Source organism: Dactylosporangium sp. NPDC005572, assembly GCF_040605515.1.
In the GTDB taxonomy this organism is placed as follows: Bacteria; Actinomycetota; Actinomycetes; order Mycobacteriales; family Micromonosporaceae; genus Dactylosporangium.
Genome location: NZ_JBEXCY010000100.1, coordinates 25,814 through 40,869 on the forward strand (window position 1 = coordinate 25,814; position 15,056 = coordinate 40,869).

Consider the following 15,056-nt stretch of genomic DNA (forward strand, 5'->3'; position numbering starts at 1 on the left):
TTCCAATGTCTTTCGGGTCATGTCCACTACCTATGGCGCTGGCTCGCGGACGCACCTGAGGGCCGCCAACGGCTCGCGACGTGGTATGTCGGCGCATTTGGCCCCGGTTCGTTGAGCTGTATGCCGTTGTTCCGCGGACACCGGTCGCTTCGCTCCCTGCCGACTCCGCGTGCAGTCACGCTCTTTGCCTCCGGCGGGGCCTCCAGCCGGGGGTCTCTGGGTTCCGGTGGGGAGCCCCTCCGCACACCCGCCGTCCAGGCAAGCCAACGGGCCGGCGCCGGGGCCGCCAAGCGTGGTCGCGGAGGTCGCCGTCCGTACTCACAGGGGCAGCCCCGGCGCCGGCCCGTTCCCCCGAGGGTGGACGACGGGTATACGGAGGGGCTCGGGAGCTACACCAAGATCAACGGGTAGAAATCCGGTAAAAAATGAGGCTGGCGAGCGCTGCCAAACGATCGCAACCGATGACAACGCTCGCCCAGCTCAAGGGCGTGATCCGTCCCATTCGGGCGATCTTCAGACCCGCTCTCGGTTTAGGGGTTCAAGCCCCGTGGGTGCTTACCCTTGAGCGCTACATGTTGTCTCCTAGCATCGTCGCCGGTGGCCTGACCCGCGTGCCCGCTACGTGCCCGATGGGGTGGTCAGCCGCGGTCAACCACGGTCAATTTGAGGACGGGCACGCGGGACACCGGCGCAGGTCAGGCCAGGTCAGGCGCCGCGTTTCCGCTGATCAGCTACATTTCCTAAACCGTGTGTCGCAGGTTCGAATCCTGCCGGGGGCACCTCCAGGACCAGCCAATCTGGCGGCCGACCAGGAAGTATTCAACACCGCGAGATCCTACGCGCGTGCAACCAGATGCCACCGTTTGTCGCGGTCCCCGGCAAATGCGTGTCATGATCTTGCGCCTGTTTCAGCAGGTTGACGGGGAATTTCCCGCTTCGACCGGTGCCGTGTGACGCGCCGCCGCGCCGCTGTTTGAGGCTGGTAGGCGCAGGCAGTCGCCCCAGGTCAGGTTTGCCACGTCCAAGTGAGGCCGAGCAGTCCGCGGATCGTGGTGCCCAGGTCCTCGGCGCCGTCGTCGGCGAGCTCTGCCGCCGTGCCGTCCGGCATCTCCAATTGGTTGCTGCGGCAGCCCGAGAGCGTGAGTCGAAGTCGAGCGGTGACGATCCCGGTGGGGCCGGTGAAGATCGCCTCCATCGTGCCGCCGGAGTCGGCCGGGCAATGAATGGTTCCCTCCCGGACCGCCGCCATCGGCATGCGGTTGATCAGCGTCACGACCTGGTCGACCTGGTTGTGATCGGTGATCGTCGCCGGGCCGAAGGTGCGTGCCGGTACGGCCTGGTTACCGAGACCGGGGGTCTTCGTGTGCAGGGTGACCGTGACTGTCGTCGTGGTGGTCGGGATCAGGGCGGTCGGCGGGCGGGTCGGTAACCAGGTTGCCTCGGCGTCCACGCGGACGAGCAATGGTTGCCGCGTCGTGTCGACCTGCACGATGAGCTGCCGGCCGACCAGCACTCCGGGCTGATCGGGCCAACCGTACATGCGACTGAACGATCCTGGCCCGGAGCCCGATCCGGCGGCGGTGGCCCCGGCCGGCAGGTAGGCGTCCAGACGCTCACGCAGCGTCTCGGGTGCCGTCCGGACCGTCCACCAGCGGGTCGCCACGCTCGTGTGCGGGCGATCTCCCGCCGGAGCCGTACCCCCGGCCATCTCCTGCGACCCTCGCGGCGGCGTGCTCTGACGCAGGGCCGGGTCTGGTACCACGAACGCGTCGGCTCGCTGGGTGGCATCGGCGTCCGCGGCGGCCCGGTTCGTCGTCGTGCCTGGCGTCTCGGTCGCAGTGGGTGCGACAGTGGCCGGCGTTTCGTGCACCGCAACGGCTATGCCACCGACGAAGACGAGCACAACCACCCCGCACAGCACGCTCGCGCGGCGAGCGCGGCGGGCGCGACGGCGTGTGACGTCGGCTCGGACGCGGTCGAACAGGCTCGGGCCCGCGGGCGGCTCCGGCGCGAGAGCGTCCAATGCGGCGTGCAGGTTTGTGGTGACTTCGGCAGGATTCATCGCGGACCCCCGGAGATCACGGCGGGCGTGAGCGCGACCCGCAGCTTGGCCAGTGCCTTGGCCGACTGGCTCTTGACCGTGCCGACCGAACAACCCATCGCGGCGGCGACCTGCACCTCGGACAGGTCGTTGAAGTACCGCAGTACGACCACCGCACGCTGGCGGCGGCCGAGTGACGACAACGCGCGGGCGACGGTGTCGCGCAGGTCCACTGACGCAAACTCATCCGCGCCATCGGGCGAGTCGGGTAACGCGCCGGTTGCGTACTCTCCGCGCCAACGCCGCCGACGCGCGGTCAAATAGACGTTGACCAGCACCCGGCGCACGTACGCGTCGGGGTCACCGGCCTCGACGACCCGGGTCCACCGCGGCCACACACGCACCAGCGCGGCCTGCACCAGGTCCTCGGCCGCGTGCCAGTCGCCGGTCATCAACCACGCGGCCCGCAGAAGGCCGCGCTGCCGTGCCGCGACATAGTCACGGAACCCGTCCGGCTCAGCCATGGCCCAATCCCCCAACCTCGCGTCTGCCGAATACACCACTCGGCCGGCGGCGACGGTTGCCCACATGAACCTGCCGCAGGGTGTGGCGCCGTGTCAGCAGCGTGTCAGGGGCGTGACAGTGGCCTGCTCGATCGTCGTTCGCATGAGTAGCTCAGCTATCGAGGTTTCCGGGCTTCGGAAAGCGTTCGGGGACAAGGTTGTGCTCGACGGCATCGACTTCGCGGTGCCGGCCGGTACGACTTTCTCCCTGCTCGGGCCCAACGGGGCCGGGAAGACCACCGCCGTCAACGTGCTCACCACCCTCATGAAGGCCGACGGTGGCAGCGTGCGGGTCGACGGGCATGACATCGTCACCGAGGCCAAGGCCGTGCGGCGGGCCATCGGGGTCACCGGGCAGTTCGCGGCCGTGGACGAGCTGTTGACCGGGCAGGAGAACCTGCAGCTCATGGTCGACCTCAGCCCCGTGCGCATCAAGGACGACAAGAAGGTCGTCGCCCGGTTGCTGGAGCGGTTCGAGCTCGTGGAGGCGGCGCAGAAGCTCGCCTCCACCTACTCCGGCGGTATGCGCCGGAAGCTTGACCTGGCCATGACGCTCGTCGGGAGTCCGCGGATCATCTTCCTCGACGAGCCTACGACCGGGCTGGACCCGCGGAGCCGGCGCACGATGTGGACGATCATCCGTGAGCTGGTCAGCGACGGCGTGACCGTCTTCCTCACCACCCAGTATCTCGAGGAAGCCGACCGGCTCGCCGACCGGATCGCGGTGCTCGACCAGGGGCGGCTGGTCGCCCAGGGGACGCCCGACGAGCTCAAGCGCATGATCCCCGGGACCCACGTGCGGCTGCGGTTCGGTACCGCCGCGGAGCTCGAGGCGGCCGCGCTCGTCATCTCCGGGGCCCAGCGCGACGACGAGGCGCTGACCCTGCGGGTGCCCGGCGACGGCGGCACGCAGTCGCTGCGCGCGCTGCTCGACCAGCTCGACGCGCATTCGCTCAGTGCCGAGGAGATTTCCGTGCACACGCCGGACCTCGACGACGTTTTCCTTGCCCTCACCGGCCACGCCACGGAGGTCGCCGCCAAATGAACGCCAACTCGCTCGTGATGCTGCGCCGCAACGTCAAGCACATCACCCGGAATCCGACCTCGGTGTTCAACGCGGTCCTGATGCCGATCGTGATCATGTTCATGTTCGTGTACATGCTCGGTGACGCCTTCAGTGTCGGGGTCGACTACGTCGACTACGCGACGCCGGGGCTGATGCTGCTCGCCGTCTGCTACGGGCTCGGGGCCACCGCGACGTCGGTGAACTCCGACATGACGAAGGGCATCATCAACCGGTTCAAGGTCATGGACGTTTCGCGCAGCGCGGTGCTCACCGCGCACGTCGTCGCCAGCGTGCTGACCAACCTGATCGCCATCGCGGCGCTGGTCGGGGTGGCGTTCCTCATGGGGTTCGACCCGTCGGCGAGCCTCGTCGACTGGCTCGGCGCGGTCGGGCTCATCGTGCTGCTCGCCACCGCTGCCGGGTGGTTCACGGTCGCCCTGGGGCTGTTCGCGAAGTCGCCGGAGACGGCGGGCATGGCCGCGATCCCGCTGGTCCTGCTGCCCTTCTTCAGCAGCGCGATCGTCCCGGCGGACAAGATGGGGCCCGGCATCCGGGAGTTCGCGGAGTACCAGCCGTTCACGCCGATCATCGAGACCCTGCGCGGTCTGCTCAACGGCGCGCCCTCCGCCACCGACGCGATCACCGCCGTCGCCTGGTGTGTCGGGATCGCGCTCGTCGGATACCTGTGGGCGCGCTCCACGTTCAAGAAGCGCGCATAAATCGCGTCGACAGGTGGCGCGCCGCTCGATAGGGTGCCGGAAACCTGTCTGTGGAGGATGCCATGGCTGGCCCCGGGTGCTGACCCGGGTCACCAGTGAGAGCCGGCGACGATCGCGTCGTCCGGTGCGGTGTGCCCGGGAATCGAACGAATCCGAACGCACACCGAACAGGAGCTCCTGCATTGCAGCACCAGTGGTACGAAACCTTCTTCAGTGAACTTCCCAACGAGTTCTGGCGCCGGGCCGCCGGCCCCGAACTGACCGCCGCCGACATCCGGTTCGTCGAGCAGCGGCTCGGGCTGCGGCGCGGCGCACGGATCCTCGACGTGCCGTGTGGCAGCGGGCGGCATGCGCTCGCGTTCGCGACGGCCGGATACGCCGTGACCGGCCTCGACATCTCGGACGAGGCCGTCACGCACGCCCGGCGCGCAGCCGCGCGGGCCGGGCTCACGGTCGACCTCAGGGTCGCGGACATGCGGCAGCTGCCCCAGACGGGCGACTTCGACGCCGCCGTGTGTCTCGGCAACAGTTTCGGATATGTCGGTACCGCCGGACTGCGCGACTTCATCGCCGCGCTCGGCAACGCCGTGCGGCCCGGAGGTGGCCTGGTCGTCGACTTCAACGCGACGGCTGAGGGTGTCCTGGCCGGGCCGATCGGCGGTGAGCGGGTCATGCGGACCGGCGACATCGAGGTCGAGGCGGTGACGTCGTACGACGTCACCGCGAGCCGGCTGCTCACCACGTACACCTTCCGCCGCGGGGACGAGCGCCACACCGCGACGGCCGTGCACCACGTGTACACGGTCGGCCACCTGGCCGAGCTCCTCGCGGAGGGCGGATTCACCGTGCGGGAACGGTGCGCCGGCCCGGACGGTGCGCCGTTCACGGTCGGCTCCGGCCGGCTGATGCTGGTCGCCGAGCGCGACTGACCCGGAAACCTGGGCGGGGCTGACCAGAAAAATGGACCAGGAAACCCTGGTCAGCCCCGCCCGCGTAGGCTCGGCAGCGTGATTCGGGTGGTCATCGCCGACGACCAGGCGATGGTGCGGGACGGGCTGCGGCGGATTCTCGGTGCGGCCGGGGACATCGAGGTCGTCGGGGAGGCCGGCGACGGGGTCGCGGCGATCGAGCTCATTCGCGCAACGCAGCCGGACGTCGCGCTCATCGACGTGCGCATGCCGCGCATGGACGGGCTTGCCGTCACCCGCGAGCTGGCCGGGTCGCCCACGCGGGTCGTCGTGGTCACCACGTTCGACCTCGACGAGTACGTGTACCCCGCACTGCGGCACGGGGCGTCCGGGTTCCTGCTCAAGCGGTCCGGGCCGGCCCTGCTCGTCGCCGCCGTGCGGGCGGCCGTCGCCGGGGACAGCCTGATCAGCCCCGAGGTCACCGTCCGGCTGCTCAAGCACGTCACCGGGCCGCGGCCCGCGCCGCGAGCCCTGGTGGAGCCGCTGACCGAGCGGGAGCGCGAAGTGGCCGGGCACGTCGGCGCCGGGCGGACCAACGCGGAGATCGGCGACCGGCTGTTCATCTCGGCCGGCACGGTGAAGACGCATGTCGCGGCCATCCAGCGCAAGCTCGGCGTGCGCAACCGGGTCGGGATCGCCGTCTGGGCGTGGGACAGCGGGAACGTCGCGCCATGAGGTGGCGTTGGCTGAGCGTCGCGCTCACCGTGCTTGTCGGTTTGTGCGCGGTGCCGCTCACCGGGGCCGCCGGGATCCTGCCGGCCGTGGCCGGCGTCGGCGCGGTCGTCGCGCTGATCATGCCGCGGCTGGCGCTGCCCGCGGCGCTCGTGTCGCTCGCCGTCGACGTCGCCTATCACGGGCCACCCCAGCCGCCCGGGCTGTGGATGCCCGTCGAGTTTTGTGCTTTAGCAGTACTGCATGTGCTCGTCACCCGCCGCGGAACGGTCCTGCAATCGACCGTCGTCGGTCTCGCCCTCACTGTCCTGCCGCTGCGCATGACGCTGCACCTGCCCGACAACCGGCTCGACGGGTCCGTGCTGCTGGTCGCGACCGCGTTCGCCGTCGCCGTCGGGACCGCCGGTGTCGGGCTGTACCTGCGCTACGGCGACGACAAGCGGCGGAGAGCAGCCGAGGAGGCGCAGCAGGAGCAGCGCCTCGGGCTGGCCCGCGACCTGCACGACCTGGTCGCGCACGAGGTGACCGCGATCGTCGTCCAGGCGCAGGCCGCGCAGCTCGACGGCGACCCGGGCGCCTACGAGCGGATCGAGGAGGCCGGGCAGAGGGCCCTCGACGCGATGGACCGGCTGGTGCGGACAATGCGCGGCTATGGGCTGGCGGACCTCCCCGGCGTCGTCGCCCGGTTCGACGCGAGCGGCCCGACCCGCGCGACCCTCGTCATGGACGCCGAGCCGGACATCGACAGCACCGCCGGTACCGCCGCATACCACGTGGTCGTGGAGGCATTGACCAACGTGCGCCGGCACGCGCCGGACGCCGCGACCGTCACCGTCACGCTCGACCGCGACGGGCGGCTCACGATCGTGGACAGCGGCAGCCGGCAGCAGGGGACCTCGCGACTGGGCGGCAGCGGCCTGGCCGGGCTGCGCGAGCGGGTGCCCGGGCTCACCGCCGGGCCGTACCGGGGCGGGTGGCGCGTCACGTGCGATCTCTCCCGTTCGGCAGATGTGCGGGAGCGGCCGCGTCCCGACGCTTGACGCATGCTCGAACTGCTCGACATCACGAAGGTCTACAAGGGCTCGAAGCGCGCCGTCGACGGCCTCACCCTGCGGCTCGGGCCGGGGCTGCACGGCCTGCTCGGGCCGAACGGCGCCGGCAAGTCGTCGCTGCTGCGCATCGCCGCCACGGTCACCCGGCCGACCAGCGGCCAGGTCCGGTTCGAGGGCACCGACGCGGTCGCCCGCCCAGCGCGGCTGCGGCGCGCGCTCGGGTACCTGCCGCAGGACTTCGGCGTCTACCCGAACCTCAGCGCGCGCGAGTTCCTCGGATATCTGGCCGCGGTGAAGGGACTGTCCGCGCGCTCTGCACGAACGCGCATCGACGAACTGCTCGAACTGGTCAACCTCACGCACGCGGCGAAGCGGCCGCTCGGCGGGTACTCCGGCGGCATGCTGCGCCGGGTCGGCATCGCGCAGACGCTGCTCGCCGACCCGCGCGTGGTCATCGTCGACGAGCCGACCGCCGGCCTCGACCCCGAGGAGCGGGTCCGCTTCCGCAACCTGCTGAGCGACCTGGCCGCCGACCGGGTGGTGCTGCTCTCCACGCACATCGTGGCCGACGTCGAGTCGGTGGCGGGGCGGATCGCGGTGGTCAAGGACGGGCGCCTGCGGTTCGCCGGCACGCCCGACGAACTGCTGCGGACGGTGGACGGCCACGTCTGGGAGGCGGTGGTACCGCCGGAGACCGAGCTCCGGTTCCGCACCACCCGCCGGGTCCGGGTGCCGGGCGGCATCCGGGTGCGGATGCTCGCCACGGCGCCGCCGCTGCCCGGTGCCGTCGCGGTCGCGCCCGACCTGGAGGACGCCTACCTCGCGGCGGTGCACCGATGAGGGCGGCGTGGGGGCTGGCGGTCGCGGACTTTCGCGAGCGGACGCGGCGGCCGGGGTACCTCCTGATGCTCCTGTCGGCGATCGGGCTGGGCTGGCTCGCGGTGCCGGCCGCCGACGCGCACTGGGTGGTGCTCGACGCCGGTGGCCGCCGCGGCGTCTACACCGGCGCCTACGTCGGGCTGGTGACCGCACTGACCAGCGCGCTGTGGCTGACGTTCGTGGGCTTCTATCTCGTGCGTGACACTGTGGCGCGCGACGAGCGGACCGGGGTCGGCCATCTGCTCGCGTCGACGCCGCTGCGCACGGCCGTCTATCTCGGCGGGAAGTTCCTCGGCAACGTGCTGCTCCTGGGATCGATGGCCGCCGCGCTCGCCGCGACCACCCTGGCGCTGCAGCAGCTGCGCGGCGAGTCGCGCGCGCTCGACCTGCCCGGGCTGCTCGCACCGTACCTGTTCATCGCGCTGCCCATGCTCGCGGTGACGGCGGCGGCGGCCGTGCTGTTCGAGACGACCCCGATGCTGCGTGGCGGGCTGGGCAACATCCTGTGGTTCTTCGTGTGGATGGTGGGCGCGGTGGGCGGGCAGTCGCCGTCGGCCCCGCTGGGCGGCATCGGGCTGCCGCACCTGCCGTCGATGTCGGGCGGCGAGTTCAGCCTGGGGCTGACCTATGTGGACACTCCCCTGCGGACGTTCGAGTGGCCCGGCCTCGCCCTGCCGCCCTCGTACGTCGGAGGGCGCGCGATCGTGTCCGTTATGGCCGTCGCGGTGGCGCTGTTGCCGGCGTTGTGGTTCCACCGCTTCGACCGGCCGGTGGCGTCGCGGGCGGGCGACGTGCCGGTGCCGCCCTCCGTCTACCGGGGACTGCCGCGGACCGCGCCGGCGTACGGGCCCGGCCTCCCGCAGCTGTTCGCCGGCGAGCTGCGCATCCTGGTGCAGGGCACGCCCTGGTGGTGGTGGCTGGGCGCGGCGCTGCTGTTCTGGCTGCCGCTGGCCGTCCCGCCCGGGGTCGCGCTGGCCCTGATCTGGGTCTGGCCGGTGCTGCTGTGGTCGAGGCTGGGCACCCGGACGACGACCTTCCTGGCCGCGTACCCGTCCCCGCACGTCCGGTTGCTCGCCTCGTGGGCGGCCGGTGTCGCGGTGACGGCGGCGCTCGGCGCGCTCGCGTCGTGGCAGCTGCCGCTGCCGTTCGCGGCGGCGTCGCTGTTCGTCCCGGCGCTCGCATTGCTGCTCGGCACGCTTACCGGCACGCCCCGGACGTTCCAGGCGCTGTACACGGTCTGGTGGTACCTCATCATCAACGACGTCGTGTCGCTCAACTTCATGACGGGCGGCCTGCCGCCGTCGCTGGTCGGGTCAGCCGCGCTCGGCTGCCTGGTCACGGTCCTTTCCGTGACCGCCGTCCGGCACGCCCGCCGCTAGGGAGCTCACGACGAACCGGCTCGTGGCGACGTCGGCGCCGGTGAGGTCGCGATACATCCGCATGGCCTGCAACCGGCGGCCGGCCCGCGCGAGCTCGCGGACCTTGTCCATCTCCGGTGGCAGCGACTCCCAAGGCCGGGGCTCGCGGCGCGGCCAACCTTCGGGCACCCGGCCGATCAGCCACGACACCGCCAGGCCCGCCACGAAGACGGTGATCGCGAACCCCAGGTCGCCAGTGGGTTCGTTTCCGAACAGCTTCTCGCCGAGCAGGTAGTCACCGACCACGTAGTCGCCGAGCGCGGTCACCCCGAAAAGGGCGGCGAGAGCGCGAAGTCGCTGCCGGTGCACGAGGCGATTATCACCCCGCGGGTGCGGCGGCGGGAGCCCGTGGAGCCGGGGAGGGTGGAGGGCGTGGACGACAGGACGTTCGCCGCGCGGGTCGCGGAGCAGGCAGGGCTGGCCAAGGAGGAGGCCCTGGACCTCACCCGGGCCACGCTGGAGCAGCTGGGCGGCCAGCTCAGCGGCGGCGAGAGCCGCGAGCTGGCCCTCGACCTGCCCATCGAGCTGGCCGAGCACGTGGCCCAGCACGACGGGCAGGCCCACCCCGAGCCGCTGCGGAACTTCACCCGGCACCTGCGCGAGCGCACCGGGCTCAACCAGGACGAGGTGACCCGCGGGCTGCGGGTCATCCTCGCGACACTCAGCGAGCTGCCGGACAGCGCGCGGGTGCAGCACGCGCTGAGCCAGCTGCCCGCCGAGTACCGGGAACTGGCCCGGACCTAGGCCAGCAGCGCCTGGTTGGCCGAGAACAGGTTGGTCGGGTCGTAGGAGCGCTTGATCCGCAGGAGGCGGTCGCGGTCGGCCTGCGACCAGTTGGCCAGCAGGGCCTCGTGGACCGCGCTGCCGGAGAAGTTCACCAGCCCGCCCGGCACGGTGTCCGCGGCCGCCGCGGCCACGATGCCGGCGCTCACCGCGTCGACGACCGGGGCCAGCTCGGGGACGCCGAGGCCGATCACGAACAGCGAGTACGCGGCGCCGCGGCCGCTCACCGCGTTGGGGACCGTGGCCGGGCGGGACAGGGCGCCGCCCATCAGTCGCAGCTCGACCATGACCACCGGGATGTCGGCGACCTGCGGGCCGGCGACCTCCAGCAGGCGGTCGATCGTGGAAGCGGACAGGTCACCGAGCAGGGCGCCCCGCTCGCGGCTCGGCATCGGGTCGACCGGGTCCTGGTGGACGGCGTCGATGGCCTGGTACGGCAGCTCACCGACGGCGTCGATCACGGCCGGGGCCGCCGCCCGCATCGGGGCCAGCAGCTCGGCGCCCTCCGAGGCGGGGCCGAGGTGGGCGAAGCGCAGGTGCACCACGAACGCGCCGCGCAGCGGCTCGGGCAGCTGCGGCAGCGGAGGCAGGCGCAGCACGGCGATCGACGTGCTCGTGCGCTCGGGCAGGGTGGGGGCCCACTCGCGGAACCTGTGCAGAACCTCGGCGGCGTGGGTGGCCGGGAAGTAGATCCCGCCGGCGTACAGCGTCGCCACCTCCACCAGGCCGAACTCGATCGCGGTGACGATGCCGAAGTTCCCCTTGCCGCCGCGCACGGCCCAGAACAGGTCGGCCTCGCGGTCGGCGTCGATCGTGCGCACCGCGCCGTCGGCGGTGACGATCTCGACCGAGCGGACGTGGTCGGCGGCGAAGCCGAACGCGCGGCCGAGCGGGCCCATCCCGCCGCCGAGCGTGTAGCCGACCACGCCGACGTTCGACGACGAGCCATTGAGCGGGGCCAGGCCGTGCGGCGCGGCCGCCTCGATCACCTGCGACCAGCGCACGCCGGCGCCGGCGCGGACGGTGCGGGTGGCCGGGTCGACGCTGAGCTGCTGCATGCGGGTGGTGGAGACGAGGACGCAGCTCTCGGCCGGGCGTACCGCGCCGTGGCCGGTCGCCTGGACCGCGACCGCGAGCCCGTGCTGACCGGCCCAGCGCACCGCGGCGGCCACGTCGGCGGCGCTGGTCGCGCCCACGACGACGAGCGGCGTGTGCTGGTGGGCGACGTTCCAGGCGAACGTCTCGGCGGCGTACGCCTCGTCGCCCGGCACGAACACCGGGCCGGCGACGGCGGTGATCAGGTCATCTATCGAAATGTCGGAAATCGTCATCTGAACAACTGCCCTAGAACGGTGGCTCCCGGGGCGGGGGCCGTGCAGGAGTCACTCTGCGGCGCGCCACTTGTGAGCAACTAGGTCGTGACTTAAGCCGCCAGCCGCGCGACTTGAGCCTCACTCGCGGTGATCAAGTGAGCGATCCCTGCTCGTTTGTGCTCGGCGAGGGCCGCTTCCGCGTGCTCGACGGCCATCGGGGAGCCGAGCCGGGCCGCCAGCTCGGCGAGCACGAAGTGCAGCGTGCCCCAGGTCGCGCAGGCGCTGCCGACCGTGGACCACTGGTCGGCGAGGGGCAGGATCTCGTCGTACAACTTCTGCGGGTCCGGGGTCCCCAGCCGCGCCGCCACCAGGCCCCACTGGAACGCGATGAGGCCCCAGCACCAGAGGTCTTCACGGGCGGTGCCCCAGCGGCCGATCAGTTCGCGGGCCAGGTGCTCGTCGCCGGACTCGCAGGCCGCCAGCACCGCGATCGGGCGCAGGAGCTCCAGGGCCGGCTCGTCGGCCCGGCGTACCAGCTCGTCGCGCAGGTCCCCCGGCCGGCCCTGGAAACGCCGGTTGGTGTGGAGCATGGCGAGGCGAATCCAGTGCGTGCCCCAGAGGCTGGTGTGCTCCTGCAGCGCGAACGCCTCGCCGACCAGCCGCTCCGCGGTGGCCCAGTCGCCGGCGTTGAGGGCGCGCCCGGCCCGCGCGTACTTGACCTGCGCGCCCAGCACCGGGGTGCGGATCTCCTCGGCCAGCCGGACGCACCGGGCGAGATCGGCGTCGAACCCGGCGAGGTCACCGGCGATCGTGTGCGACATCATGCGGTGCAGCCGGGCGGTCACCTCGACGGTCGGCGCGAGCGGGTCCATGGCGAGCAGCTCGTCGACGACCGCGCGGCGCCGCGCCTCCCGCTGCGGCACCCAGGCGGCGACCCAGTAGTTGTTCAGCGTGCGGATCAACAGGTCGGGGTCGCCGCTTCCGCGGGCCAGGGCGACGGCCCGCGTCGCGTGCTCCTCGCCTTCGGGGCGGTCGGGGCTGTAGTACAGCTCGACCGCGAGGGTGCCGAGCAGCACCGCCCGCCGCCGGTCGTCGGCCGGGTCGAGCCGGCCGAGCTGGGCCCGCAGGATGCCGATCATGCGCTCGTCGACGGAGAGGTACGGGCGCCACGTCCACAGGGTCACGCCGCCGAACAGGGTGGCGGCGTCCATGGCCAGCTCGTCGTCGCCGAGCTGGGTGGCCACGGTGAGCGCCTCGTCGAGGACGGCCCGCGTGCCGACCAGGTCACCGGCCGCGCGGCGGGCGACGCCGAGCTGGACGAGCAGCCGGCCGCGGTCCTCGCTCGCGCCGGGCCGGGTCGCGCCGAGCGCCGTCTCCAGGTAGCGGGCGGCCTCGTCGTAGGCGAGCTGGGCCATCGCGAGCTCCGCGGCGCGGCGGGCGTGCCGCACGGCCCGGTCGGCGACGCCGAGCGGCGCGGCCATCGTGAAGTGGTGCACGAGCAGATGCAGCAGGGCCGGGTCCTCGACGCGCTCCAGGGCCTCGCCGACCTGTTTGTGCAGCCGGGCCCGCTGGAGCCGGCTGAGCCCGCCGTACACCGTGTCGCGCACGATCGCGTGCGAGAAGCGGTAGTCCCACGTCCCCGGCACCTCGGTGAGCAGCCCGGCGGCCACCGCCGGCTCCAGCGCCTCCAGCACCGCCTCGTTGGGCCGGCCGGTGCTCGCCTCCAGCACGAGCAGGCTCACGTCGCGGCCGATGACGGCGGCGGCGTGCAGCAGCACCTGGGTCGCGTCGGGCAGCCGCGACACCCGGCGGGAGATGACGTCCCGGACGCTCTCGGGCACGCCGGTGTCCACGACGGCCTGGGCCGAGCCCCAGCCGCCGGGGTGCTCGCTGGCCAGCAGGCGCAGAAGCTCCTTGAGGTAGAAGGGGTTGCCGCCGGTGCGTTCGAGCAGGGCCGCGACCACGCCGTCGCCTGGCCGGCCACCCAGGTAGTCGGCGATGTCCACGGCGGTGAACGATCCGAGCCGCAAACGCTCGGCACCGCGCTCGTTCGCGAGCAGCGCGAGCGCCTCGCGCAGCGCCGGGTCGGCGTCGCCGGCCTCCGGACGCAGGGTGGCCAGCAGCAGGATCGGCAGCCGGTGCAGGGTCGGCGCGAGGTGCGCGAGCAGTTGCAACGACGAGGCGTCGGCGACGTGCAGGTCGTCGACCACGACGAGCAGCGGCCGCTCGCGGGCGGCCTCGCGCAGCGTCTCGGCCACGGCCTCGTGCAGGTGGAACAGGCCGGCGTCGGGGTCCTCCCGCCGCCATTCGCTCTCGCCGCGCCCGGCGAGCACGTCGCGCAGGTGCCGTCGTTCGGCAGTGTCCGGCAGTGCGCGCAGCACCTGCGCCCACGGCCAGAACGCCGGCGTGGCCCCGGCCTCGACGCACCGGCTCCAGGCGGTGCCGAGCCCGTGCCGCTCGGCGGTCGCGGCGGCCCACTCGGCGAGCAGGCTCTTCCCGACGCCGGCCTCACCGACGACGAGCAGGACACCACCGCGCCCGCTGCCGACCTGGCTGATGCGCTCGGCGATCCGCTGCTCCTCGGCCGCCCGGCCCACGAGTGTGACGACCTCGGTGGCACCGGCGACCGGAGCGCGTCCGAGATCCAGTTCCTGGCGGAGGATCGCCGCCTCCAGGGCCTGCAGGTCCGGGCCCGGGGGCAGGCCGAGCTCGCTGTCCAGGAGCTCACGGGCGCGGCGGTAGGCGGCCAGGGCGTCCGCCTGGCGGCCGTCGCGGTACAGGGCGATCATGAGCTGGCCCCAGGCCCGTTCCCGGAAGGGATGGCGCTCCAGCAGACCCTGCGCGGCGGCCGCCGCGTCGGAAAGGCGACCGGTCGCGAGCTGGACCTCGATCAGGTCCTCGACCGCACTGTCGCGCAGCTCGGTCAGCTGGGCGGCGACCGCGACGGTGAACTCCTCGTCGGCGAAGTCGGCGAACGGCTCGCCGCGCCACTCCCCCAGCGTCGCGGTCAGCGAGCGTTCCGCGAGGTCGTAGTCACCGTCACGGAGACTGCCGCGGGCCGCCTCGACCGCAGCGGCGAAGCGCAGGGCGTCGACCTGGGACGGCGCCACCGCCAGCGCGTAGCCGGGGTCGCGGGTCACCAGCACGGCGGGCGGGGTGCGCGGCGGGCGGTCGGGTTCGAGCACCCGGCGCAGCTGGGAGACGTACGCCTGGAGCGTGCCCGTCGCGCTCGACGGCGCCTCGCCGGCCCACAGGCCGTGGACGATCCGGTCCACCGACACGACCCGGCCGGGGTCCACCAGCAGCAGCGCCAGGACGGCGCGCTGCTTGCGGGCGCCGAGGTCGAGCGGCTCGCCGGCCGGCGTCCGTACCTCAAGCGGTCCGAGGATCCGGAAGTCGAGCCGCGTCACGGCCGTCACCATAACGGCGGTTCAGCGCGATCTCTGTCGGGTATTGCGCGGGAAGCGCCGGGGACGCCGACATGACGGCGTCCCCCGCCCGGGGGGGTTTGGGGGTGTCGTCGGCGCGGTCGAAAGCCACCTTACACCCCGCGCCCGCGGCGGTGTTGGTGGCCGTGTCCCC

The 15,056-nt window shown here is 72.4% G+C and carries 13 protein-coding genes; 8 read left to right on the forward strand and 5 right to left on the reverse strand.

Annotated elements, in window-relative coordinates; all coding sequences use genetic code 11:
* Positions 1 to 1,006: 1,006 nt before the first annotated feature.
* Together ABZS66_RS35805 and ABZS66_RS35810 are read right to left on the reverse strand one after the other, a co-directional pair.
* Positions 1,007 to 1,513 carry a hypothetical protein gene (locus tag ABZS66_RS35805; protein ID WP_354765621.1) on the reverse strand — a complete coding sequence of 169 codons (507 nt, stop codon included), beginning with the start codon at positions 1,511 to 1,513 and terminating at the stop codon, positions 1,007 to 1,009.
* A 545-nt stretch (positions 1,514 to 2,058) separates the two neighbouring features.
* Positions 2,059 to 2,565 (reverse strand): SigE family RNA polymerase sigma factor, encoded by a 507-nt coding sequence (locus ABZS66_RS35810; RefSeq protein WP_354765623.1) that lies wholly within the window; start codon positions 2,563 to 2,565, stop codon positions 2,059 to 2,061.
* Between the two features lie 142 nt (positions 2,566 to 2,707).
* Here ABZS66_RS35810 and ABZS66_RS35815 point away from each other — a divergent pair, with 142 nt between their 5' ends.
* From ABZS66_RS35815 to ABZS66_RS35845, 7 genes are all read left to right on the forward strand, one after another.
* Positions 2,708 to 3,649 (forward strand): ATP-binding cassette domain-containing protein, encoded by a 942-nt coding sequence (locus tag ABZS66_RS35815; protein ID WP_354765625.1) that lies wholly within the window; start codon positions 2,708 to 2,710, stop codon positions 3,647 to 3,649.
* Positions 3,646 to 4,389: an ABC transporter permease gene (locus tag ABZS66_RS35820; RefSeq protein ID WP_354765627.1), complete on the forward strand. Its 744-nt coding sequence runs from the start codon at positions 3,646 to 3,648 to the stop codon at positions 4,387 to 4,389. The genes ABZS66_RS35815 and ABZS66_RS35820 overlap by 4 nt, the downstream gene beginning before the upstream one ends.
* Positions 4,390 to 4,571: 182 nt before the next feature.
* Positions 4,572 to 5,318 carry a class I SAM-dependent methyltransferase gene (locus ABZS66_RS35825; protein WP_354765629.1) on the forward strand — a complete coding sequence of 249 codons (747 nt, stop codon included), beginning with the start codon at positions 4,572 to 4,574 and terminating at the stop codon, positions 5,316 to 5,318.
* A 78-nt stretch (positions 5,319 to 5,396) separates the two neighbouring features.
* Positions 5,397 to 6,032, forward strand: a complete 636-nt coding sequence (locus tag ABZS66_RS35830; protein ID WP_354765631.1) for a response regulator transcription factor — start codon at positions 5,397 to 5,399, stop codon at positions 6,030 to 6,032.
* Positions 6,029 to 7,069 (forward strand): histidine kinase, encoded by a 1,041-nt coding sequence (locus ABZS66_RS35835; protein ID WP_354765633.1) that lies wholly within the window; start codon positions 6,029 to 6,031, stop codon positions 7,067 to 7,069. The genes ABZS66_RS35830 and ABZS66_RS35835 overlap by 4 nt, the downstream gene beginning before the upstream one ends.
* Before the next feature lie 3 nt (positions 7,070 to 7,072).
* Complete coding sequence (locus ABZS66_RS35840; RefSeq protein ID WP_354765635.1) at positions 7,073 to 7,921, forward strand: ABC transporter ATP-binding protein; 849 nt, start codon at positions 7,073 to 7,075, stop codon at positions 7,919 to 7,921.
* The gene (locus ABZS66_RS35845; RefSeq protein WP_354765637.1) at positions 7,918 to 9,339 is read left to right on the forward strand and encodes a hypothetical protein; all 1,422 of its coding nucleotides are present in this window, start codon (positions 7,918 to 7,920) and stop codon (positions 9,337 to 9,339) included. Before ABZS66_RS35840 ends, ABZS66_RS35845 begins: the two co-directional genes overlap by 4 nt.
* On the opposite strand, the gene ABZS66_RS35850 is transcribed toward ABZS66_RS35845, so the two are convergent.
* Entirely contained in the window at positions 9,274 to 9,687 is a 414-nt protein-coding gene (locus ABZS66_RS35850; RefSeq protein WP_354765639.1) for a hypothetical protein, read from the reverse strand. The two genes, ABZS66_RS35845 and ABZS66_RS35850, sit on opposite strands and share 66 nt — an antisense overlap.
* A 63-nt stretch (positions 9,688 to 9,750) precedes the next feature.
* Here ABZS66_RS35850 and ABZS66_RS35855 point away from each other — a divergent pair, with 63 nt between their 5' ends.
* Entirely contained in the window at positions 9,751 to 10,122 is a 372-nt protein-coding gene (locus ABZS66_RS35855) for a DUF2267 domain-containing protein (RefSeq protein WP_354765641.1), read from the forward strand.
* Here the strand turns inward: ABZS66_RS35855 and ABZS66_RS35860 are convergent.
* On the reverse strand, positions 10,119 to 11,492 hold the full coding sequence (locus ABZS66_RS35860) for an FAD-binding oxidoreductase (protein ID WP_354765643.1): 1,374 nt from the start codon (positions 11,490 to 11,492) through the stop codon (positions 10,119 to 10,121). The genes ABZS66_RS35855 and ABZS66_RS35860 overlap by 4 nt on opposite strands.
* Positions 11,493 to 11,584: 92 nt before the next feature.
* Positions 11,585 to 14,884 (reverse strand): BREX system ATP-binding domain-containing protein, encoded by a 3,300-nt coding sequence (locus ABZS66_RS35865; protein WP_354765645.1) that lies wholly within the window; start codon positions 14,882 to 14,884, stop codon positions 11,585 to 11,587.
* Between the last annotated feature and the right edge of the window lie 172 nt (positions 14,885 to 15,056).

Bases quoted from the DNA above. Each gene is read 5' to 3' on its own strand.
- ABZS66_RS35810 (WP_354765623.1), bottom strand. From the start codon at position 2,565: ATGGCTGAGCCGGACGGGTTCCGTGACTATGTCGCGGCACGGCAGCGC.
- ABZS66_RS35815 (WP_354765625.1), top strand. From the start codon at position 2,708: ATGAGTAGCTCAGCTATCGAGGTTTCCGGGCTTCGGAAAGCGTTCGGG.
- ABZS66_RS35820 (WP_354765627.1), top strand. From the start codon at position 3,646: ATGAACGCCAACTCGCTCGTGATGCTGCGCCGCAACGTCAAGCACATC.
- ABZS66_RS35835 (WP_354765633.1), top strand. From the start codon at position 6,029: ATGAGGTGGCGTTGGCTGAGCGTCGCGCTCACCGTGCTTGTCGGTTTG.
- ABZS66_RS35840 (WP_354765635.1), top strand. From the start codon at position 7,073: ATGCTCGAACTGCTCGACATCACGAAGGTCTACAAGGGCTCGAAGCGC.
- ABZS66_RS35845 (WP_354765637.1), top strand. From the start codon at position 7,918: ATGAGGGCGGCGTGGGGGCTGGCGGTCGCGGACTTTCGCGAGCGGACG.
- ABZS66_RS35860 (WP_354765643.1), bottom strand. From the start codon at position 11,492: ATGACGATTTCCGACATTTCGATAGATGACCTGATCACCGCCGTCGCC.